Genomic DNA, 20,437 nt, shown 5'->3' on the forward strand with positions numbered 1-20,437 from the left:
TGTGCGTGGTGGACGGACGTTCCCGGTCATCCCACTGCTGACGGGGCTGATGCTGCTGGCGTGGCCCTTCCTGATTGGATTTGGGCTGACGCACAACAGCCTGCAATGGCTGTTACCGGTGATGGCGCTGGTATTGCTGCTGCGGCTGCGTCAGGCGCAGCGAAACACCGGCCCGATGCGGTACGTGGTGCAGTGTGTTGCGCTGGCGGGCATCGTGCTCTGCGCGGCCAGCTATCTGCTGAAAACCCATCAGTGGCTGTTGCTCTACCCGGTGGTCGTCAACCTGGTGATGCTGGCCGTGTTCGGGGGTTCGCTGTGGACCGCGATGCCGCTTGTCGAACGACTGGCGCGCTTGCGCGAGCCAGATTTGCCCCCGGAGGGCGTGCGCTATACCCGCAGGGTGACTCTCGTCTGGTGCGGCTTTTTCATCGGTAACGGCGCGATGGCGCTGTTCACCGTCCTCCACGGCGACATGCATCTGTGGACGCTGTGGAACGGTATGGTGGCTTACATCCTGATGGGGACGCTGATGGCGACAGAGTGGCTGGTGCGCCAGCGGGTGATAAAAAAAGAGATGCACAATGACTAACCCCCTTCCACTGGGCCAGTGGTTAAACGCGCCGCGCCCTGACGATACGCCCGTTGCCTGGCTTGACGATCGTACCTGGACGCTGGGCCAGCTGCGCCACGACGTGACCTTACTGGTCGACACCCTGCGTCAGCAGGAAGGCGAGCGCTGGGCGCTGTGCTTTGAAAATAGCTACCTGTTTATTGTTGCGCTGCTGGCCTCGCTGCATGCCGGTAAAACACCGGTCATTCCCGGCCATAGCCGCGTCTCGCAGCTTGAAGAACAGCAGGCGTTGTTTAGCGGCGTTCTGAGCGATCGGACTCTCGCTTTCCATGGGAAGCTGATTGTGGTGGCCTCCCACCATCAGACAATTAACCACTGGGCGCCCCTGCCGGAGATTGACGAAAGCCGCTTCGTAGAGCTGTTCACCTCCGGCTCCACGGGTACCCCGCGCCGGGTGATTAAGCACATCGTCAGTCTGGATCGCGAAGCCCGTCTGCTGGCTGACCGCTTCGGCGATCGTCTGGCCGGCTGTAGCATTGTCGCCTCGGTCGTACCGCAACATCTGTACGGCCTGACTTTCCGCATCGTATTGCCGATGGCGCTGGGCCTGCCGCTGCATGCCGCGATGCTCTACTACGCAGAGCAGCTGGCCGCCCTTCCTCATGACAGGCATTACCTGTTCATCAGCAGCCCGGCGTTTCTGAAGCGCCTGGATACCGAGCTGGCCGCGCCGCCCGTCAGGATGCTGATTTCCGCAGGCGGAATGCTGCCCTGGTGTGACGTCGCCACCACCGCTGGCTGGCTTAACATCTGCCCGGATGAAATTTATGGCAGTACCGAAACCGGGATCCTCGCCTGGCGCCATCGCCAGCAGGATAACGTCCCGTGGCTGGCGTTCCCCGGCGTGATCTTCCATCAGGAAGATGAAGCCTGTCGCGTCACGTCGCCACTGATCCATGAGGCTGAAGGACTCCAGCTGGACGATATCCTCCACTTCGACAGCGAGGGGCTTTTCAGCATCGCCGGTCGTCGCGGGCGGGTGGTCAAAATTGAAGAAAAGCGCATCTCGCTTAACGAGATCGAACGTCGCCTGCTGGAGCTCGACGGCATTTGCGAAGCGGCTGTACTGCCGGTCACGCGCGGAGGCCGTCAGGGGATTGGTGCACTGCTGGTCCTGGACGAAGCGCTTCGTCAGCGCGGGTATATGCAGGATAAAAAAGCGCAGGAGTTCGCCTGGCGTCGCGCCCTGCTGCCCTGGCTTGAGCCGGTCGCCGTTCCACGCTACTGGCGCATTGTCGATGAAATGCCGGTAAACAGTATGAACAAGCGTGTCTATGCGCAGTTAGAGGAGTTGTTTCATGAAAATTCATGAAATTGAGCGCCACCAGACACAGCCGGAGAAGCTGGAAATCACTTTGCATCTCGACGCGGCGCTGTTCTGGTTTCAGGGCCATTTTGCCGTACAACCGCTACTGCCCGGCGTTGCTCAGCTTGACTGGGTGATGCACTACGCCACGACATTACTGGCACCGGGCTACCGCTTTCACAGCATTCAAAACGTGAAGTTCCAGGCGCCTTTGCTGCCGGAAACCACGGTCACGCTGGTGCTTGAGTGGCATGCCGAACGTCAGATGCTGACCTTCAGCTACCAGCGTCACGCCGGGGATGAGCGCCATACCGCCAGCAGCGGAAAGATTCGTCTATGTCAGTAATCTTTCGCCCCTGCGTTCTAATCCCGTGCTACAACCACGGCGCCATGATCGCCAGCGTGCTGTCGCGTCTCGCACCGTTCGGCCTGCCGTGCCTGGTGGTGGATGACGGCAGCGAAGCTGTCACCCGTCAGGAGCTCGAACGCCTGGCGGCGGCGGAGCCACAGATGACGCTGGTCCGTCTGGCGCAAAACGCCGGGAAAGGTGCCGCAGTCATCAGGGGGCTGGAGGAGTGTGCGCGCGCGGGTTATACCCACGCCGTGCAGGTGGACGCGGACGGCCAGCACGCCATCGAAGATATCCCCAAACTGCTGGCGCTGGCAGAGCGCCACCCGGACGCGCTGATTTCCGGCCAGCCCATTTACGATGATTCCATTCCACGCTCGCGACTCTACGGTCGCTGGGTAACCCACGTCTGGGTGTGGATTGAGACCTTATCCCTGCAGCTTAAAGACAGCATGTGCGGCTTTCGGGTCTACCCGGTCTCCCCCACGCTGCGGCTGGCAGCGCGTGAACCGCTCGGTAAACGCATGGACTTTGACACCGAAGTGATGGTCCGTCTCTACTGGCAGGGCAACACCAGCGTCTTTCTGCCCACCCGCGTCACCTATCCGAAGGACGGGTTGTCCCACTTCGATGCGTTAAAAGATAACGTGCGGATCTCCCTGATGCATACCCGACTCTTCTTCGGCATGCTGCGCCGCATGCCCGGCCTGCTTTTCCGTCGACGCCGCCAGCACTGGGCGCAGCAGGACGAAGTCAAGGGTCTGTGGGGGATGCGCCTGATGCTGCGCGTCTGGCAACTGCTGGGGCGGCGGGCCTTTGCCGTGCTGCTGTGGCCGGTGATCGGCGTGTACTGGCTTATCGCGCGTCCGGCGCGGCAGGCCTCGCGGCAGTGGATTGCGAGAGTGAAGCAAGAACTGCGTCAGCGGAGCATGCCTGTTCCCTCACGGCTCAACAGCTTTTTCCATTTTATGCGCTTCGGCAATGCGATGCTGGATAAAGTCGCCAGCTGGCGCGGTGAGCTGAAGTTTGATCGCGACGTGATCTTTGCTCCCGGCGCGAGCGAAGCGCTAGATATCGCGGCGCCGCAGGGCAAGCTCCTGCTCGCCTCGCACCTTGGCGACGTAGAAGCCTGCCGGGCGCTGGCTCAGCTGGAAGAGAGCAAAATCATCAACGCCCTGGTTTTCAGCGAGAACGCCCAGCGCTTTAAGCAAATCATGAGCGAAATGGCGCCCCAGGCCAGCGTAAATTTGATGTCGGTTACCGACATCGGCCCGGACACCGCGATTGCCATCAAAGAGAAGCTTGAGCGCGGAGAGTGGGTCGCGATTGTGGGCGATCGCATCGCAGTGAATCCGCAGCGTGGCGGCGACTGGCGCGTGATCTGGAGTCCGTTCATGGGCCAGCCTGCGCCGTTCCCACAGGGGCCGTTTATTCTGGCCTCCATCCTGCGCTGCCCGGTGGTGCTGATTTTTGCCCTGCGCCAGCAGGGGAAGCTCACCCTGCACTGCGAACCGTTTGCCGACCCGCTGCGCCTGCCGCGCGGTGAACGCCAGCAGGCGCTGCAGGATATCGTCGATCGCTACGCGCAGCGGCTGGAGCACTACGCCCTCATGTCGCCGCTCGACTGGTTTAATTTTTTCGATTTCTGGCATCTGCCAGAGTCCAGAGAGAAGGAGTAAAGGGTGCTGACCGATCCCCGCTTTACGACTGAAGTCGAGATCACCGTTCCGTTCCACGACGTCGATATGATGGGCGTGGTCTGGCACGGTAACTATTTCCGCTACTTTGAGATCGCCCGCGAGGCGCTGCTCAATCAGTTTAACTATGGCTATCGCCAGATGAAGGCCTCCGGCTACGTCTGGCCCGTCGTCGATACCCGGGTGAAATACCGCGATGCGGTGACCTTTGAGCAGCGAATTCGCGTCCGCGCACACATTGAAGAGTATGAAAACCGCCTGCGCATTGCCTATCAAATTTTCGATGCGCAGACCGGCAAACGCACCACCACCGGTTACACAATCCAGGTGGCAGTAGAAGAAGCCACCCGCGAAATGTGCTTTGTGAGCCCGGCAATACTGTTTGAACGAATGGGAGTGACGCCATGAAATGGTTGCCTTTGCTGGCGCTGATCGTCAGCCCGCTGGTCAGCGCCGTGACGCTGGATGAACTGCAGCAGCGCTTCACCGAGCAGCCTGTCGTGCGTGCGCACTTCGAACAGGTTCGCACGATAAAAGATATGCCGCAGCCGCTGCGCTCGCAGGGCGAGATGCTGATCGCCCGCGACAGTGGCCTGCTGTGGGATCAAAAAGCGCCGTTTCCGATGACGCTCCTGCTGGACGACAAGCGGATGGTTCAGGCGATCAACGGCCAGCCGCCGCAGACCATCACTGCCGACAATAATCCGCAGATGTTCCAGTTCAACCACCTTCTGCGGGCCCTGTTCCAGGCCGACCGCAAGGTGCTTGAAGAGAACTTCCGCATCGATTTTAAAGACCAGGGAGCAGGCCGCTGGTCGCTGGTGCTCACGCCAAAAACGACGCCGCTGGACAAGATTTTCGCCACCCTCGATCTGGGCGGCGCGACCTATCTGGAGACGATTCGCCTCAACGACAAACAGGGTGACCGTACCGATATCGCCCTTTCACGCCACCAACTGACGCCCGCCAGCCTGACCGATGACGAACGCCAACGCTTTGCCGCACCGTAAATCCCTGCGCCCGGCGCTGCTGTGGGCCACGCTATGCCTGATCCTGCTGGGCGTGCTGCTGTCGCGGCTGCCCGGCGCGCGGCTGAACAGCAGCGTGCTGGCCATGCTGCCGAAACAGACGCTGGGGGCGATCCCGCCGGCGCTTAACGACGGGTTTATGCAGCGTCTCGACCGCCAGCTGGTCTGGCTGGTTAGCCCCGGCAAAGAGCCGGATTCGCGCGTGGCGCAGCAGTGGCTGGCGATGCTGCAAAGCAGTGACGCGCTCAGCGAGGTCAAAGGCCCGATGGACGCCGCCGGGCAAAAAGCCTGGGGAGAGTTCTTCTGGCAGCACCGCAACGGCCTTATCGATCCCGCCACCCGCGCCCGCCTGCAAAACGGCGGAAACGCGCAGGCGCAGTGGATTTTATCTCAGCTCTATTCAGCCTTTTCCGGCGTCAGCGGCAAAGAGCTGCAAAACGATCCCCTGATGCTGATGCGCGGCTCGCAGCTCGCTCTGGCGCAAAACGGCCAGAAGCTGCGGCTGATGGACGGCTGGCTGGTCACAAAAGATGAGGCGGGAAACTACTGGTATCTGCTTCACGGTGAACTGGCGGGCTCGTCATTTGATATGCAGCAGACCCACCGGCTCGTGACGACGCTTAACGCGCTGCAGGAGACGCTCAAAGCCCGTTACCCGCAGGCACAGCTGCTTTCCCGCGGAACCGTGTTTTACAGCGATTACGCCAGCCAGCAGGCCAAACGCGACGTCTCAACGCTGGGCATCGCCACCCTGCTTGGCGTGTTCCTGCTCATCGTGGCGGTGTTCCGCTCTCTGCATCCGCTGCTGCTGAGCGTGCTCTCGATTGCCATCGGCGCGCTGGCGGGCACGGTGGTAACGCTGCTGCTCTTTGGCGAGCTGCACCTGATGACGCTGGTGATGAGCATGAGCATCATCGGTATTTCAGCCGACTACACGCTCTACTACCTGACCGAACGGATGGTGCACGGCGCGGAGCATTCCCCCTGGCAAAGCCTGGGGAAAGTGCGCAATGCGCTGCTGCTGGCGCTGCTGACGACCGTCGCCGCCTACCTGATTATGATGCTGGCCCCCTTCCCCGGGATCCGCCAGATGGCGGTGTTCGCCGCCGTGGGATTGAGCGCCTCCTGCCTGACGGTGATTTTCTGGCATCCATGGCTGTGCCGGGGTTTACCGGTGCGCCCGGTTCCGCTGATGGTCCCGATGATGCGCTGGCTGGCCGCCTGGCGACGCAATAAAAAATTGTCCGTTGGTTTGCCCGTCGCGCTGGCGCTGCTCTCCGCCGTGGGGATGAGCACCCTGAGGGTGGACGACGATATCGCCCAACTACAGGCCCTGCCAAAAGATATTCTGGCGCAGGAGAAGGCCATTACCGCCCTGACCGGACAGAGCGTCGATCAGAAATGGTTTGTGGTCCATGGCGCCTCGCCTCAGCAAACGCTGGAGCGGCTGGAAGCCTTTACCCCGGCGCTGGCCGAGGCGCAAAAAGCAGGAGAGATCGCCCGCTGGCGTACCCTGCCGCTGAACTCGCTGGCCCGCCAGAAAAGCGATCTTACGCTGCTGCGCGACGCTGCCCCTGCGGTAACGAACGTGCTGCAAAGCGCCGGGCTCAACGCCGTCTCCCCGAATCTCGACGCCATGCCGGTCAGCGTGGACGAGTGGCTTAAAAGCCCGGCCAGCGAAGGCTGGCGTCTGCTCTGGCTGACCCTGCCTGATGGAGAAAGCGGCGTGCTGGTGCCGGTGGACGGCGCGAAAAACAGCGCGCACCTCAGTGAACTGGCCGCGCGCCATGACGGCGTCGTCTGGGTCGATCGCAAAGCCAGCTTTGACAGCCTGTTTGCCCTCTATCGCACGCTGCTGACGGGGCTACTGTTTGCCGCGCTGGCAGTGATTGCCTGCGGGGCAATGCTGCGCCTCGGCTGGCGTAAAGGGCTGATAAGCCTGGTGCCTTCCGTGCTGTCGCTGAGCTGCGGGCTGGCGGTCCTGGCCGCAACAGGCCATCCGGTGAATCTGTTTTCACTGCTGGCGCTGGTACTGGTGCTCGGCATTGGCATTAACTACACGCTGTTTTTCAGCAACCCGCGCGGTACGCCGCTGACCTCAATGCTGGCGATTACGCTGGCGATGATGACCACGCTGCTGACGCTGGGCATGCTCGTCTTCAGCGCCACCCAGGCCATCAGCAGCTTTGGTATCGTGCTGGTGAGCGGTATTTTTACCGCCTTCCTGCTGGCGCCGCTGGCGATGCCGGATAAGAAAGAGAGAAAACGTAAATGAACGCTTTTTACCGCGCCGCCGCGCTGGCCGCCGCGCTGCTGCTGGCAGGCTGCAGCCATTCGACCGATACCAAAGAGACGCGTCCCCAGGCCTGGCTCCAGCCGGGAACTAAAGTTACGCTCCCGCCACCCGGCATTAGCCCGACAGTAAGCTCCCAACAGCTGCTGACCGGCAGCTTTAACGGACAATCGCAGTCTCTGCTGGTGATGCTCAACGCGGATGCGCATAAAGTGACGCTGGCCGGACTCTCTTCCGTGGGCATTCGTCTGTTCCTCGCGACGTACGATGAGACCGGTATTCATACCGAACAGTCGATCGTCGTGCCGCAGCTGCCGCCAGCCAGCCAGGTGCTGGCCGACGTGATGCTCAGCCACTGGCCAATTAGCGCCTGGCAGCCACAGTTGCCGAAGGGCTGGACGTTAACGGACAATGGCGATCGACGCGAGCTGCGCAACGCCAGCGGCAAGCTGGTGACGGAGATTGTCTACCTGCAGCGCAAAGGCAAGCGCGAGCCGATCAGCATCGAGCAACACGTATTCAAATACCACATCACCATTCAATATCTGGGTGACTGAGATGATTTATATTTCCGCTGTTGGCATGGTCAACGCGCTGGGCAACTCGCCTGATGAGATTGCCGCGAACCTGACGGCAGGCGTGGCGCCGGGGATGCATGCCCGGACCGGCTGGCTGCAGGGCTCACCCGAAGCCGTACTGGGCGGCGTGGAAGGCGAGCTGCCGACCATCCCGGACACCTACTCCGCACACCGCACCCGCAACAACCAGCTGCTGCTGGCCGCGCTGGCGCAGATTCAGTCGACCGTCGACGAGGCTATCGCCCGCGTCGGTCGCGACCGCGTGGCCGTGGTGCTGGGAACCAGTACCTCCGGGCTGGATGAAGGCGATGAGCATGTGCGCCGCATGACCGACGGCGAGATCAGCACGCGCTGGCAGTATCCGCAGCAGGAGCTTGGCGATCCGTCCCGCTTCCTTGCCAACTGGCTTCAGCTTGAGGGCCCGGCCTATACCATCTCGACGGCCTGCTCTTCCAGCGCGCGGGCGATGCTCGGCGGCAAACGCCTGATCGACGCCGGACTGGTGGATATCGCCATTGTCGGCGGGGCCGATACCCTGAGCCGAATGCCCGTCAACGGTTTTAACAGCCTTGAATCCTTCTCCCCTACGCTCTGCGAGCCGTTCGGTCGCGATCGCCGGGGGATCACCATCGGTGAAGCCGCCGCGCTGATGGTGCTGAGCCGTGAGCCCGCCGATGTGGCGCTGCTCGGAACGGGCGAATCCAGCGATGCTTACCATATTTCCGCTCCGCATCCGCAGGGCGAAGGGGCGATCAGGGCCATTACGCAGGCACTTAACGAAGCGGGTATGCAGCCGGATGATATCGGCTACATCAACCTGCACGGCACGGCCACGCCGCTCAACGATCAGATTGAATCGCAGGTGATACACGATCTCTTCGGGGAAAGCGTGCCGTGCAGCTCAACCAAACACCTTACCGGCCATACGCTGGGCGCTGCCGGCATTACCGAAGCGGCCCTGAGCTGGCTGATTCTGACGCGCAATCTGCCCTTGCCGCCGCAGGACTTCGCCCGCTACGCACCAGACGACACGCTGGCGCCGTGCGGCCTGCTGCACCAGAGTGCCGCTCTGAAAAAACCGGTCATTTTGTCTAATTCGTTCGCGTTTGGCGGCAATAACGCCAGCATTCTGCTGGGGAGAGCGTCATGAGCTACTTATCACCCGTCGACTATTTGCCGCACGATGCGCCAATGATGCTGCTCGAGTCCGTTGAGTGCGTTACGGATGACACGGCGGTATGCCGCGTTGTGGTCGACAGGCAAAGCGTACTGGCGCCGTTTCTGAATGCCGATGGCGATCTGCCGGGCTGGTACGCGCTCGAGCTGATGGCGCAGACCGTCGGCGTCTGGTCAGGCTGGCATCGCCAGCAGCAGGGGCAGGATCATATTGCGCTGGGCATGGTGCTCGGCGCGCGCGAGCTGGTCTGCGCCAGCGGGCGTTTTACGCAAGGTCTGACGCTGGAAATCACCGTAAAACTGCTGATGCAGGACGAACGCTTCGGCAGTTTTGAATGCGCGATTTCCGCTGATGAAGAGACGCTGGCCACGGGCCGCGTCAACACCTTCCAGCCGAGCGCAGAAGAATTAACCTCGCTTTTTAATCAGGGATCTAACGCATGAGTCGTTCCGTACTGGTCACAGGGGCCAGCAAAGGCATAGGGCGTGCCATCGCCCGCCAGCTCGCCGCCGACGGGTTTACCGTAGGCGTGCATTACCATCGTGATGCCGCAGGCGCGCAGGAGACGCTGGACGCCATCACGCAGGCGGGTGGCAACGGTCGTTTACTCGCCTTTGATGTGGGCAACCGCGAACAGTGCCGCGAGGTGCTGGAGCAGGACATTGAAGCCCATGGCGCATGGTATGGCGTGGTCAGCAACGCCGGTATCACTCGCGATGGCGCCTTTCCGGCATTGAGTGAAGACGACTGGGACAGCGTGATCCACACCAATCTCGACAGTTTTTATAACGTCATTCACCCCTGCATTATGCCGATGATTGGCACCCGTAAAGGGGGACGTATTATCACCTTATCGTCCGTATCCGGCGTGATGGGCAACCGCGGGCAGGTGAACTATAGCGCGGCAAAAGCGGGCATTATCGGTGCCACCAAAGCGCTGGCGATTGAGCTGGCAAAACGCAAAATCACCGTGAACTGCATTGCCCCGGGGTTGATTGATACCGGCATGATTGAGATGGAAGAGGCCGCGCTGAAAGAAGCGATGTCCATCATTCCAATGAAACGCATGGGCCAGGCTGAGGAGGTCGCCGGGCTGGCAAGCTATCTGATGTCAGATATTGCGGGCTACGTCACCCGCCAGGTCATTTCCATTAACGGAGGAATGCTATGACGCGTCGCGTGGTGATTACGGGCATGGGCGGCGTGACCGCCTTTGGCGAAAACTGGCAATCCGTGTCCAGCAGACTGCTGGCGTATGAAAATGCGGTGCGTAAAATGCCGGAATGGCAGGTGTATGATGGCCTGCACACCCTGCTGGGCGCGCCGATCGATGATTTCACGCTGCCGGAACACTATACCCGCAAGCGTATTCGCGCCATGGGCCGGGTGTCGTTGATGTCGACCCGCGCCACCGAGCTGGCGCTGGAGCAGGCGGGATTGATTGGCGAAGCGGTGCTCACCAACGGGCAAACCGGTATCGCCTACGGTTCTTCTACAGGCAGTACCGGACCGGTCAGCGAATTCGCGACCATGCTCACCGAAAAGCACACCAATAACATCACCGGGACAACCTACGTGCAGATGATGCCGCACACGACCGCGGTGAATACCGGCCTGTTCTTTGGGCTACGTGGCCGCGTCATCCCGACGTCGAGCGCCTGTACGTCCGGCAGCCAGGCGATTGGCTACGCCTGGGAGGCGATTCGCCACGGCTACCAGACCGTTATGGTTGCGGGGGGTGCTGAGGAGCTGTGCCCGTCTGAAGCGGCGGTGTTTGACACGCTGTTTGCCACCAGCCAGCGTAACGACGAACCCAAAACCACCCCTTCACCGTTCGATACGCAACGCGATGGTCTGGTGATAGGGGAAGGCGCAGGTACCCTGATACTCGAAGAGCTGGAGCATGCCAAAGCGCGTGGAGCCAGGATCTACGGCGAAATCGTGGGCTTTGCCACTAACTGTGACGCGGCCCATATCACCCAGCCTCAGCGTGAAACCATGCAGATTTGCATGGAGCAGTCGCTGGCCATGGCGGGATTAAACGCCCTGGATATGGGGTATATCTCCGCGCACGGTACCGCCACCGATCGCGGTGATATCGCCGAAAGTCAGGCCACTGCCGCTATCTATGGTGACAACGTGCCGGTCTCCTCGCTGAAGAGCTATTTTGGCCATACGTTAGGGGCCTGCGGCGCGCTGGAAGCGTGGATGAGCTTGCAGATGATGCGTGAAGGCTGGTTTGCCCCGACGCTCAATTTAACGCACCCGGATGAGCAATGCGGTGCTTTAGATTATATTATGGGGGAAGCCCGACAGATCGATTGCGAATATCTGCAGAGTAATAACTTCGCGTTCGGCGGCATTAACACCTCGATTATCATTAAACGCTGGGCGTAACTATGTACCAGTTTGTACTGGGAAAGATCTCCACCCTTAGCGCGGACCCGCTGGCGTCAACGCTCGCACACAGGGCACCTCAGGGTGCCCAACATGCCTCCTGGCTGGCCGGGAGGACGCTGCTCGCCAGAACGTTATCCCCTCACCCGCTCCCCGACATCATTTACGGTGAGCAGGGGAAACCAGCCTTTGCGAAGGATCATCCACTGTGGTTCAACCTGAGCCACAGCGGTGACGATATCGCCTTACTGATGAGCGATGAAGGCGAAGTCGGCTGTGATATCGAAGTGATTCGTCCAAGGAAGAACTGGCAGGCGCTGGCTAATGCGGTATTCAGCGTGACAGAGCATGATGAGCTGGAGCGTGAAGCGCCCGAGGAACGGCTTTCTGCGTTCTGGCGTATCTGGACGCGGAAAGAAGCGATTGTGAAACAGCGTGGCGGCAGTGCCTGGCAGATTGTCAGCATCGACAGCACTGCGCAGACACATGCGGTCAGTCAGCTACAGGTCGGCTCGCTGAGCCTTGCCGTCTGCACATCGACCCCTTATACCCTGACCAACGAGTCGATTATTCACGTTGGGACGTTCGGGGCAGAAAAATCACTAACACACCCAGAATAATAAACCCGACCCCCGCCAGCCCGTGCCAGGAGAAATGCTCCTCCCAGCCCGGCAGCAGGATCGCGGCGCCCCACACCAGAATATAACTGAGGCTCAGCAAGGCATAGGCTTTGCTGAGCGCCATACGATGCAGCGCCAGATACCAGCAGCCCATAGAGGCCACATACCCCATCAACCCCAGCAGCAGCGCGCCCGTGCCGGATGAGAAGTGCCATAGCGCGGAAATAAGCGCCAGAACATCGCTGACCGGCGGCAGTGCCTGCATCGCATTGCGCAGCAACAGCTGCGCGGCGCTGACTAACAGCACGCTGCATAAGGCCCAGAACGCCCCTTTCACAGGCTTCCTCCCAGGATAACAATCCCAATGATGATCAACCCTACCCCCAGCCAGTGATGCAACGCGACGTTTTCACGCCAGAATACCTTCGCCGCCAGCGTCACCCAGACAAAATTGAGGCTCAGCATAGGGTAGGCAATGCCGACAGGCAGGCGTTGCAGCACCACCAACCAGACCAGCATCCCGCTGCCCAGCGCCAGCAGGGCCAGGCCAAGCCACAGCGCAATATGCGCCCCACGCCGCCCGGCTTTCGCCGGACGGGTGGCTTGTTTCTGACACAGTTGTCCCGCGCAGCTGAGCAGGCTTGCCAGTATCAGCCAGATCCAGGTCATCACTTCGGCAGATACTGCAGGTAGGCCAGACGGCCCTGGATATACAGGCTGTCCGGTTCTGGCAGATTATCCCGCGCAAGGTCATCGCGTTTTGACAGCAGGATAACCAGCGATACGCGTCCCTGCTGACGGTGCTCAGCCAGCCACTGCGCGAAGTCATCTCTACCGACAAAACGATCTTTCACATCAGGATAATCCAGCCCGTAACGCAGCTCGCCGCTCTGACCAAACAGCGTGATGTCATTGCGCTTCAGCTCCCACGCCAGGCCAGCGGCCACGCCCACGTTATTGGCCAGAACAAATCGGCTGTCCTGAAGCGGCTCGCGCACGGTGTCGACCAGCGACTGCGGCTGTTTGGAATCCACCACCAGGTTAGGAATGGCAAAACCAATCAGCAGCGCCAGCCCCGCAGGGCACAGTGCCGCCAGCCACCAGCGCTGCTGACTCTGCCTGAACGTAAACCAGCCTACCGCGGCCCAGATAAGGAACGCGACCACCGCGCAGAAGACTTTATACAGTTCGACCGAGGTCCAGACCGGATGCTTAGACAGTCCCCACGGCGAGACCACAAGTGCCGCTATCACGCCGATAACGCCAAACGCCAGGTTAATCCCGCCGTTAATGCGCAACGCTCTGGCACCTTTCTCCGCCGCGAGGCAGGCATAGCGCGCCATCAGGATCGCCAGCGGGGCAAAGCACGGCAGGATATAAGTCGGCAGCTTGCCTTTGGCAATGCTGAAGAACAGCAGCGGCATCACCACCCATCCCAGCAGATAGAACCCGCCACCCGCGTTTTGTCGGTCATTCCAGCCGAGACGAAACGCACCGGGCAGCAGCGCCAGCCACGGCAGGCTACCCGCAATCAGGAACGGTATGTAGTACCAGAACGGGGCTTTGTGCTGCGCGTCGCTCTGGGCGAAACGCTGAATATGCTCAACCCAGAAGAAGTAACGCCAGAAGTCAGGCTCACGCTGCGCAATGGCCAGCCCCCATGGCAGAACAATCAGCACGCAGCTCAGGATCGCGAGCCAGCCAAAAATCAGCACCTCTTTCCAGCGCTTCTGGGCGATCACCCACGGCAGCACGCCAATCACCGGTACCGCCAGCGCCAGGAAGCCTTTGGTCATCACCCCCATCCCGCAGGCCAGCCCGAGCAGCACATAGCCACCCGCTTTTCCGGCAACAGTTTGCGCCTGTGAGGCCAGCCAGAAGCTGCACATCGCCGCCACCAGCCACAGGGTGATGATAGGATCCAGCACCGCATACGTGCCGATACCATACACCAGGAACAGGGTCAGGAAGATCAGGCCAGAGAAAATGGCTGTCCGCTTATCTCGCCAGAGACGCCAGGCCATCCAGATGACCAGCAGCGCGGCTAAGCCGGTGGAGAAGATCGACCCGGCGCGTACGGCGAGATTGGTGTGCCCGAACAGCATCTGCCCGATACTGTTGATCCAGTAGCCAGCGATCGGCTTTTCAAAGTAACGCAGTCCCAGAAAATGCGGGACAATCCAGTCTCCGGAGGCCAGCATTTCGCGGCTGATTTCCGCATAGCGCGTTTCATCAGGCTGCCACAGCAGGCGGACATCGACAGGAATGAGGTAGTAAACGATAAACAGTGCGAGAAGCGCTAAGCCATAACGGGCTGTTTTCATGGGACCGGACTCACGGTTTGTTGATAGCCAAGCCAGCCTTCCCGGCCAGCCAGTTCATTACGTACGACTTTGCCCACGGGCAGGGTGCTGAGGTCGTCTGGCAGCAGCTCGCTCAACGGGCAGAATTCGATGCCCTCCTGAGCGGCCATGGTCAGCAGTTCGTCGAAATCATGTTGATACGCAATCCCTTCCACTTCGGCATGGATGGTATACACCGGCGTACCGGCGTCACGATGAATGCGGTCCAGAATGTAGCGATTGAACTCATCCGCTTTTACCTCGCGTCCGACCACTTCATCCCAGGTGGGAAGCGTGACCGGAATTTGCACCGTACCGTAGCGATTTTCGCCTAACAGCGGCAAAAAGGGTCCGGTTCCGCGGCAATCGCTGTTGTAGCGAAACGCGAAGGCTTCTTTGGCTTTCACGACGCGCTGATCCGCACGCCATCCCGCCACGGCAGAGCAGCGCACGGGCTGACCGGTAATGGCCTCCAGCTCCAGCATCCCCCGCTCGACCTCACGGGACAGGCGCGGGATGTCCCAGACGCCTGCCCAGGCTTGCCAGGCATGGTGATCCCAGGCATGCAGGCCAATCTCATGATGCTGAGCCGCCTCGCGGATAATCGCTTCATTACCCGCGCCGATGCGTCTGCCGGGCCAGGCGGTGCCGGCCAGCAAAATATCCCAGCCGTAGAGGGATGCTGCGCGCGAGCGCAGCATTTTGAACAGAAATGCCGGTTTAACCAGACGCCATAAATGGCGTCCCATGTTGTCAGGCCCCACGCTGAAGAAAATGCTGGAACGCACACCGTGCTTGCTCAGCAGTTCCAGCAGTTTGGGTACGCCGTCACGCGTTCCCCTGAAGGTGTCGACATCAATGCGTAAACCGACTTTTTTCATGAGTCCTGTTCCGACAGCTCCACGGTGCGCAGGAAGAAATCGAGCGTCTCATCAATGGTCAGCTCCATCTTCACCGTCGGCGTCCAGTTCAGGCAGCGCTTCGCATTGCGAATGCTTGGCTTACGGTGCTCAACGTCCTGATACCCTTTGCCGTAGTAGCTGCTGCTTTCCACTTCGCGGAAACCGGCAAACGGCGGGAACTTATCGCGCAGCGGATGACGCTCGAAGCTGGCCAGCAGCATCTCGGCCAGCTCGCGAATGCTCGCTTCGTTGTCCGGGTTACCGATGTTAATGATCTCACCGTTGCAGCGGTTATCTTTGTTCTCGATGATGCGGAACAGCGCTTCGATACCGTCGCTGATATCCGTAAAGCAGCGTTTCTGTTTCCCGCCTTCGATAAGCTTAATTGGCGAGCCTTCCACCAGGTTGAGGATCAGCTGGGTGATCGCACGGGAGCTGCCGATACGCGCCGCGTTCAGGTTATCCAGACGTGGCCCCATCCAGTTGAACGGACGGAACAGGGTAAAGCGCAGACCTTCTTTCTCACCGTAGGCCCAAATCACGCGGTCCAGCAGCTGTTTGGAGACGGAGTAGATCCAGCGCTGTTTGTTGATCGGCCCGACCACCAGGTTGGAGGTGTCTTCGTCGAAGTTCTTATCGGTACACATGCCGTACACTTCAGAGGTGGACGGGAAGATGATGCGCTTGTCGTATTTCACGCAGTCGCGGATGATCTTCAGGTTCTCTTCGAAGTCCAGCTCGAACACGCGAAGCGGGTTACGGGTGTACTCGATTGGCGTGGCAATGGCGACCAGCGGCAGCACCACGTCGCATTTTTTAATGTGATATTCGATCCACTCGGAATGGATGCTGATATCCCCTTCCACGAAGTGAAAACGCGGGTTGTCGAGGAAACGACTGATCGCATCAGAGCCGATATCCAGACCGTAGATTTCGTAGTTATCGTCCTTGAGCAGACGCTCGGTCAGGTGGTTACCGATAAAGCCGTTTACGCCGAGGATAAGCACGCGGGTACGGCGTTTGATGGCTACAACCGGTGCGCTGGTGATCAGCGCCCCGGTCACCAGGCCCAGAGACTGAGCCAGCTGTGTGCCCTGAACGTACAGGCCGTTGTCGGTTTGTCCGGTGACGATCTCCAGCGCCTGCTCGCCGCAGCTCACAATCAGCGGGGAGACAGAGACGACGGTGCCCGGTTTAGCGGCTGGAATATCGTCACGCACGCGGGATTTCCAGACGATAAATTTGCTAACGCCAGCAAAGCTGTACGCGCCCGGCCACGGGTCGGTCACGGCGCGCACCAGGTTGTGCAGCTGGCGGGCGGGTTTGTTCCAGTCCAGACGACCATCTTCCGGCGTACGGCGACCAAAGCTGCTTGCCTTGCTCTCATCCTGCGCGGTCTCGCTGAAGGTGCCGCTGAGGATGGCGGGAAGTGCATCACGCAGCAGCGTCTGTGCCGTCGCGTTCAGCTTGTGATGCAGCTGCAGCGCAGTTTCGTCCGCATCAATAGCGACCTTCTGCTGTGCCACGATAGCGCCCGCATCCGCACGGTGCACCATGCGGTGCAGCGTCACGCCCGTTTCCGTTTCACCGTTCACCAGTACCCAGTTCAGCGGGGCGCGGCCACGGTAGGCCGGCAGCAGAGAGCCGTGAAGATTAAAGGCGCCTTTTGCGGCCAGGCCTAAGATCTCGTCGGAGAGCAGGTTGCGATAGTAGAACGAGAAGATCACGTCAGGCGCGAGCGCGCGGATGCGATCCACCCACAGCGGGTGATTTACGTCGTCCGGCGCATAAACCGGGATCCCACGCTCGGCGGCGATGCGCGCCACGGAGCCGAAAAAGTTATTCTCTCCGGCGGTGTCCGGATGGGTAAAGATTGCCGCAATGTCATAGCCCGCTTCCAGCAGGGCCAGCGTGCCCGTGCACCCCATATCGTGATAGGCAAATACAACAGCTTTCATGGGTGAATTTCCTCTTGAGATGCTTTGTGTTCCTGACGGACAACACGTTGAATAAAGTAGCGCGGACGCGCGCGAACATCGTTATAGATACGGCCAATGTATTCACCGAGAAGGCCCATTCCGACAAACTGGGCGCCGATGAACATAAACAGCACGGCAAAGAGCATGAAGACCCCTTCCGCCGCCCACTGCGGGCCAAAGACCAGTCGCAGCACCACCAGCAGAACGGACAGCGCAAAACCGGCCACGGCGATGATGCTGCCGAAAACGCTCAGCAGACGCAGCGGCGTGGTGGTCAGGCAGGTGATGAGGTCATACATCAGGTTGATGAGACGCATAAAGCTGTACTTCGATTCCCCGTGCTCGCGCTCGGCGTGCAGAACCGGGATTTCCGTTGCCTTACGGGCAAAGGTGTTCGCCAGAATCGGAATGAAGGTGCTACGCTCATGGCAATGCAGCATGGCGTCGACAATATGGCGGCGGTAGGCGCGCAGCATGCAGCCGTAGTCACCCATCGCTTTACCGGTGGTGCGCTGGATCAGGCGGTTAATGGTGCGTGACGCCAGCTTACGGAACAGGCTGTCCTGGCGGTTCTGACGTACCGTGCCGACCACGTCATAGCCTTCATCGGCTTTGGCAACCAGGCGCGGGATCTCTTCCGGTGGGTTTTGCAGGTCAGCATCCAGGGTGATGATCAGATCGCCCGTGACGTGGCTAAACCCCGCCATAATCGCCGAATGCTGGCCGTAGTTGCGGTTGAGCAGCACGGCCACAATGTGGCTGCCTTCAGCCTGCGCGGCTTCGGTCAGCATCAGTGCGGAATTATCGCTACTGCCGTCATCCACCAGCAGAATTTCGTAAGCCTTGCCCATCGTGTCACAGGCGGCCGTTGTACGGCGGATCAGTTCGGGCAGGCTCTCCTGCTCGTTATAAACCGGGATGACCACGGAAACTTTTTGTACAGGCGGTGCACTGAACATATCAATGTCCTGCAAGCTGATGGAGTGCGGTAATGACACGGGTTGTGTCGTCATGAGTCATATCCGGGAAAAGAGGGAGGGAACAAATACGCGCGCTATTCCATTCAGAATTCGGGAGCGATACTTCAGGAAAACGCTCGCGGTAGTATTTTTGGGTGTGGGCCGCGCGGAAGTGGAGGCCGGTACCGATGCCTTTCTCTTTCAGCGCCGCCATCAGGTTGTCGCGTGAGATCCCACAGCGCGCTTCATCAACGCGAATAATAAACAGGTGCCAGGCGTGCACGTGCGGCCATGACGGAATGGTGAGCGGCTGGAACGGCGTATCGGCCAGCTCCCGCAGGTAGCGTTCAGCGATTTCCTGGCGGCGCCTGTTGGCCTCTTTCAGTTTACCTAACTGCACCAGCGCCAGCGCGGCATTAATGTCCGCCAGGTTGTATTTATAGCCCGGCGCGATCACTTCCGCCTGCGGCGCACGACCGTGCGTCTTGCGGTCATAGGCGTCTACGCCAAGGCCGTGGAATTTCAGACTGCGGATCCGCTGTGCCAGCTGGGCATTATCCGTGACGACTAAGCCGCCTTCCGCGCAGGTCATATTTTTAATGGCGTGGAAGGAAAAAATCGCCGTCCCTTTCCAGCCCACGTGACGGTTCTTGTAGTACGTTCCGGCGGCATGGGCCGCATCTTCAATCACCGGAATACCGTGACGTTCACCGATGGCATGGATAGCGTCGATTTCACACGGCGCGCCGGCATAATGAACGGGAATAATGGCTTTGGTACGCGGGGTAATGGCGGCTTCAACGGCTTCTGGCGTCACCATTAATGTATCTTTGTCCACATCAATCATGACCGGTGTGGCACCCAGCAACACGATCATATTCAGCGTGGAGACCCAGGTCTGGGAAGGGGTAATGACTTCATCGCCCGGGCCAATATCCAGCGCCATCAGCGTGACGTGCATACCCGCGGTGGCTGAACAGACGGCAATCGCATGCTGATTCCCGGTAAGTTGACAGAATGCCTCTTCAAGTTCCTGATTCTTAGGCCCCGTGGTGATCCAGCCCGACATCAAAACGTCCTGAAGCGCCGCAATTTCCTCAGCGCCCATCGACGGTCGCGAAAAAGGCAGAAAATCACTCATTATTAATTTCCTTGCTGTATTAAAGGCGTCATCTTTTACTGCGCTGTCGTAATGGGCAGCTCAATGGGATCATGCAAGATGGTTATTAAATAAAGACCAAATAAAATTAAGTCGCTATAACAGTTATGTCAACAAACCATCAACTGAAGCAAAAGTAACGTCGTTTTCTTAGGAAAAAATTAAGACAGGTGAAGAGCGGAAGGGAAACAGCACATAAAATAGGATAGAAAATCGTTTTACAACAGCAGGATAGTGATTCTAACTATTTTTTTGTTTTTTTGTGGGTGGACTCACAGCGATTACTCTACTATTTCATTTCGTTTACATTAAAATTATAAGAAAAGTAAATGAATACTCAACCAAAATAAAAATCCCGGAGGTTTGGGTGGGAATTCCGTCATCCTCCGGGAACTTTCTATTAATATCAATTGTCGCGCATTCAACTGTCGCGCTTAGTTAAGATTAGCAGGGAAATCATTCGGCAATTCGCTGGCGGCGCAGGCGATAACGCTTTCATTATTTGCACCGCAGTCGCGCACAAAGGTGATCGTGGCAAATTCATCAATCACTTCCGTTGGATACGCCGGACCCGCATCGCGATAGCTATTCATCAGCGGGATATGGTCGTTCTGGAAGCAGACGGTTTTTTCCGGGTTGTTCATGACCCAGCGCGGGAAGAAGATGGTGCCGTGGAACAGTTTGTCGCCCAGGTTCACAATCAGGCTGACGTCGGTGCCGGTTGGCTCGGTCCAGGAAATTTTATAGATGCTCTCCCCTACCCGCACGATGTAAGCCTGCTGATCTTTCACCCAACGGTTTGCCACAAGACCGCTGTGAATACGGTAATCCAGGGTCGTCTCATTTTTGACGTAAATCTCGTAGTTCCAGCCGTTATCGTAGGTATAAACAAGGTGTTTGCCAACGAAGCCGCTTAAGTCGTGTTTGTCGAAGGTGTTCATAAGATGTCTCCTTTGTTTTGATGAGACGATCGTACCCCTTCAAAAAATGGATGAATAACGCTATGTTTTAATCAAATTC

At 59.2% G+C, this 20,437-nt stretch carries 21 protein-coding genes; 13 read left to right on the forward strand and 8 right to left on the reverse strand.

The window, feature by feature from the left end; translation table 11 throughout:
- Position 1 precedes the first annotated feature (1 nt).
- From AC0TOY_RS03120 to acpT, 13 genes are read left to right on the forward strand one after another with little or no spacing between them, the layout of a single operon-like run.
- Positions 2 to 589 carry a COG4648 family protein gene (locus AC0TOY_RS03120; RefSeq protein WP_032648291.1) on the forward strand — a complete coding sequence of 196 codons (588 nt, stop codon included), beginning with the start codon at positions 2 to 4 and terminating at the stop codon, positions 587 to 589.
- Positions 582 to 1,943, forward strand: a complete 1,362-nt coding sequence (locus AC0TOY_RS03125) for a class I adenylate-forming enzyme family protein (protein WP_473721481.1) — start codon at positions 582 to 584, stop codon at positions 1,941 to 1,943. Before AC0TOY_RS03120 ends, AC0TOY_RS03125 begins: the two co-directional genes overlap by 8 nt.
- The gene (locus tag AC0TOY_RS03130) at positions 1,930 to 2,283 is read left to right on the forward strand and encodes an ApeI family dehydratase (protein ID WP_024908872.1); all 354 of its coding nucleotides are present in this window, start codon (positions 1,930 to 1,932) and stop codon (positions 2,281 to 2,283) included. The genes AC0TOY_RS03125 and AC0TOY_RS03130 overlap by 14 nt, the downstream gene beginning before the upstream one ends.
- Positions 2,274 to 3,965, forward strand: a complete 1,692-nt coding sequence (locus tag AC0TOY_RS03135; RefSeq protein WP_061716357.1) for a glycosyltransferase family 2 protein — start codon at positions 2,274 to 2,276, stop codon at positions 3,963 to 3,965. The genes AC0TOY_RS03130 and AC0TOY_RS03135 overlap by 10 nt, the downstream gene beginning before the upstream one ends.
- Before the next feature lie 3 nt (positions 3,966 to 3,968).
- Positions 3,969 to 4,391 carry an acyl-CoA thioesterase gene (locus AC0TOY_RS03140; RefSeq protein WP_061716356.1) on the forward strand — a complete coding sequence of 141 codons (423 nt, stop codon included), beginning with the start codon at positions 3,969 to 3,971 and terminating at the stop codon, positions 4,389 to 4,391.
- A complete protein-coding gene (locus tag AC0TOY_RS03145) occupies positions 4,388 to 4,993 on the forward strand; it encodes an outer membrane lipoprotein carrier protein LolA (RefSeq protein WP_024908869.1) in 606 nt (201 codons plus the stop codon). The genes AC0TOY_RS03140 and AC0TOY_RS03145 overlap by 4 nt, the downstream gene beginning before the upstream one ends.
- Positions 4,962 to 7,286, forward strand: coding sequence for an MMPL family transporter (locus AC0TOY_RS03150; protein ID WP_473721482.1), 2,325 nt, complete (start codon positions 4,962 to 4,964; stop codon positions 7,284 to 7,286). Before AC0TOY_RS03145 ends, AC0TOY_RS03150 begins: the two co-directional genes overlap by 32 nt.
- On the forward strand, positions 7,283 to 7,861 hold the full coding sequence (locus AC0TOY_RS03155) for a DUF3261 domain-containing protein (protein WP_090420561.1): 579 nt from the start codon (positions 7,283 to 7,285) through the stop codon (positions 7,859 to 7,861). Before AC0TOY_RS03150 ends, AC0TOY_RS03155 begins: the two co-directional genes overlap by 4 nt.
- Before the next feature lies 1 nt (position 7,862).
- Positions 7,863 to 9,032, forward strand: a complete 1,170-nt coding sequence (locus tag AC0TOY_RS03160; protein ID WP_473721483.1) for a beta-ketoacyl-[acyl-carrier-protein] synthase family protein — start codon at positions 7,863 to 7,865, stop codon at positions 9,030 to 9,032.
- Positions 9,029 to 9,502: a hotdog family protein gene (locus tag AC0TOY_RS03165; protein WP_032648277.1), complete on the forward strand. Its 474-nt coding sequence runs from the start codon at positions 9,029 to 9,031 to the stop codon at positions 9,500 to 9,502. Before AC0TOY_RS03160 ends, AC0TOY_RS03165 begins: the two co-directional genes overlap by 4 nt.
- Complete coding sequence (locus AC0TOY_RS03170) at positions 9,499 to 10,230, forward strand: 3-ketoacyl-ACP reductase FabG2 (protein ID WP_148769384.1); 732 nt, start codon at positions 9,499 to 9,501, stop codon at positions 10,228 to 10,230. The genes AC0TOY_RS03165 and AC0TOY_RS03170 overlap by 4 nt, the downstream gene beginning before the upstream one ends.
- A complete protein-coding gene (locus AC0TOY_RS03175; protein WP_248166220.1) occupies positions 10,227 to 11,456 on the forward strand; it encodes a beta-ketoacyl-ACP synthase in 1,230 nt (409 codons plus the stop codon). The genes AC0TOY_RS03170 and AC0TOY_RS03175 overlap by 4 nt, the downstream gene beginning before the upstream one ends.
- Before the next feature lie 2 nt (positions 11,457 to 11,458).
- Complete coding sequence (acpT, locus tag AC0TOY_RS03180; RefSeq protein WP_473721484.1) at positions 11,459 to 12,076, forward strand: 4'-phosphopantetheinyl transferase AcpT; 618 nt, start codon at positions 11,459 to 11,461, stop codon at positions 12,074 to 12,076.
- Here the strand turns inward: acpT and arnF are convergent.
- From arnF to AC0TOY_RS03220, 8 genes are all read right to left on the reverse strand, one after another.
- Complete coding sequence (gene arnF / locus AC0TOY_RS03185) at positions 12,024 to 12,413, reverse strand: 4-amino-4-deoxy-L-arabinose-phosphoundecaprenol flippase subunit ArnF (protein WP_473721485.1); 390 nt, start codon at positions 12,411 to 12,413, stop codon at positions 12,024 to 12,026. The two genes, acpT and arnF, sit on opposite strands and share 53 nt — an antisense overlap.
- Positions 12,410 to 12,745 carry a 4-amino-4-deoxy-L-arabinose-phosphoundecaprenol flippase subunit ArnE gene (arnE, locus tag AC0TOY_RS03190; RefSeq protein ID WP_473721497.1) on the reverse strand — a complete coding sequence of 112 codons (336 nt, stop codon included), beginning with the start codon at positions 12,743 to 12,745 and terminating at the stop codon, positions 12,410 to 12,412. The genes arnF and arnE overlap by 4 nt, the downstream gene beginning before the upstream one ends.
- The gene (gene arnT / locus AC0TOY_RS03195; protein ID WP_473721486.1) at positions 12,745 to 14,400 is read right to left on the reverse strand and encodes a lipid IV(A) 4-amino-4-deoxy-L-arabinosyltransferase; all 1,656 of its coding nucleotides are present in this window, start codon (positions 14,398 to 14,400) and stop codon (positions 12,745 to 12,747) included. Before arnT ends, arnE begins: the two co-directional genes overlap by 1 nt.
- Positions 14,397 to 15,299, reverse strand: coding sequence for a 4-deoxy-4-formamido-L-arabinose-phosphoundecaprenol deformylase (arnD, locus tag AC0TOY_RS03200; RefSeq protein ID WP_024908858.1), 903 nt, complete (start codon positions 15,297 to 15,299; stop codon positions 14,397 to 14,399). The genes arnT and arnD overlap by 4 nt, the downstream gene beginning before the upstream one ends.
- On the reverse strand, positions 15,296 to 17,278 hold the full coding sequence (gene arnA / locus AC0TOY_RS03205; protein WP_208763321.1) for a bifunctional UDP-4-amino-4-deoxy-L-arabinose formyltransferase/UDP-glucuronic acid oxidase ArnA: 1,983 nt from the start codon (positions 17,276 to 17,278) through the stop codon (positions 15,296 to 15,298). Before arnA ends, arnD begins: the two co-directional genes overlap by 4 nt.
- Positions 17,275 to 18,258, reverse strand: coding sequence for an undecaprenyl-phosphate 4-deoxy-4-formamido-L-arabinose transferase (gene arnC, locus AC0TOY_RS03210; protein ID WP_023333737.1), 984 nt, complete (start codon positions 18,256 to 18,258; stop codon positions 17,275 to 17,277). Before arnC ends, arnA begins: the two co-directional genes overlap by 4 nt.
- Before the next feature lies 1 nt (position 18,259).
- On the reverse strand, positions 18,260 to 19,399 hold the full coding sequence (gene arnB / locus AC0TOY_RS03215; RefSeq protein WP_473721487.1) for a UDP-4-amino-4-deoxy-L-arabinose aminotransferase: 1,140 nt from the start codon (positions 19,397 to 19,399) through the stop codon (positions 18,260 to 18,262).
- Between the two features lie 452 nt (positions 19,400 to 19,851).
- Positions 19,852 to 20,358: a phenolic acid decarboxylase gene (locus tag AC0TOY_RS03220; protein WP_024908855.1), complete on the reverse strand. Its 507-nt coding sequence runs from the start codon at positions 20,356 to 20,358 to the stop codon at positions 19,852 to 19,854.
- Positions 20,359 to 20,437: the final 79 nt, after the last annotated feature.

Source organism: Enterobacter sp. PL_is379 (genome assembly GCF_055817355.1).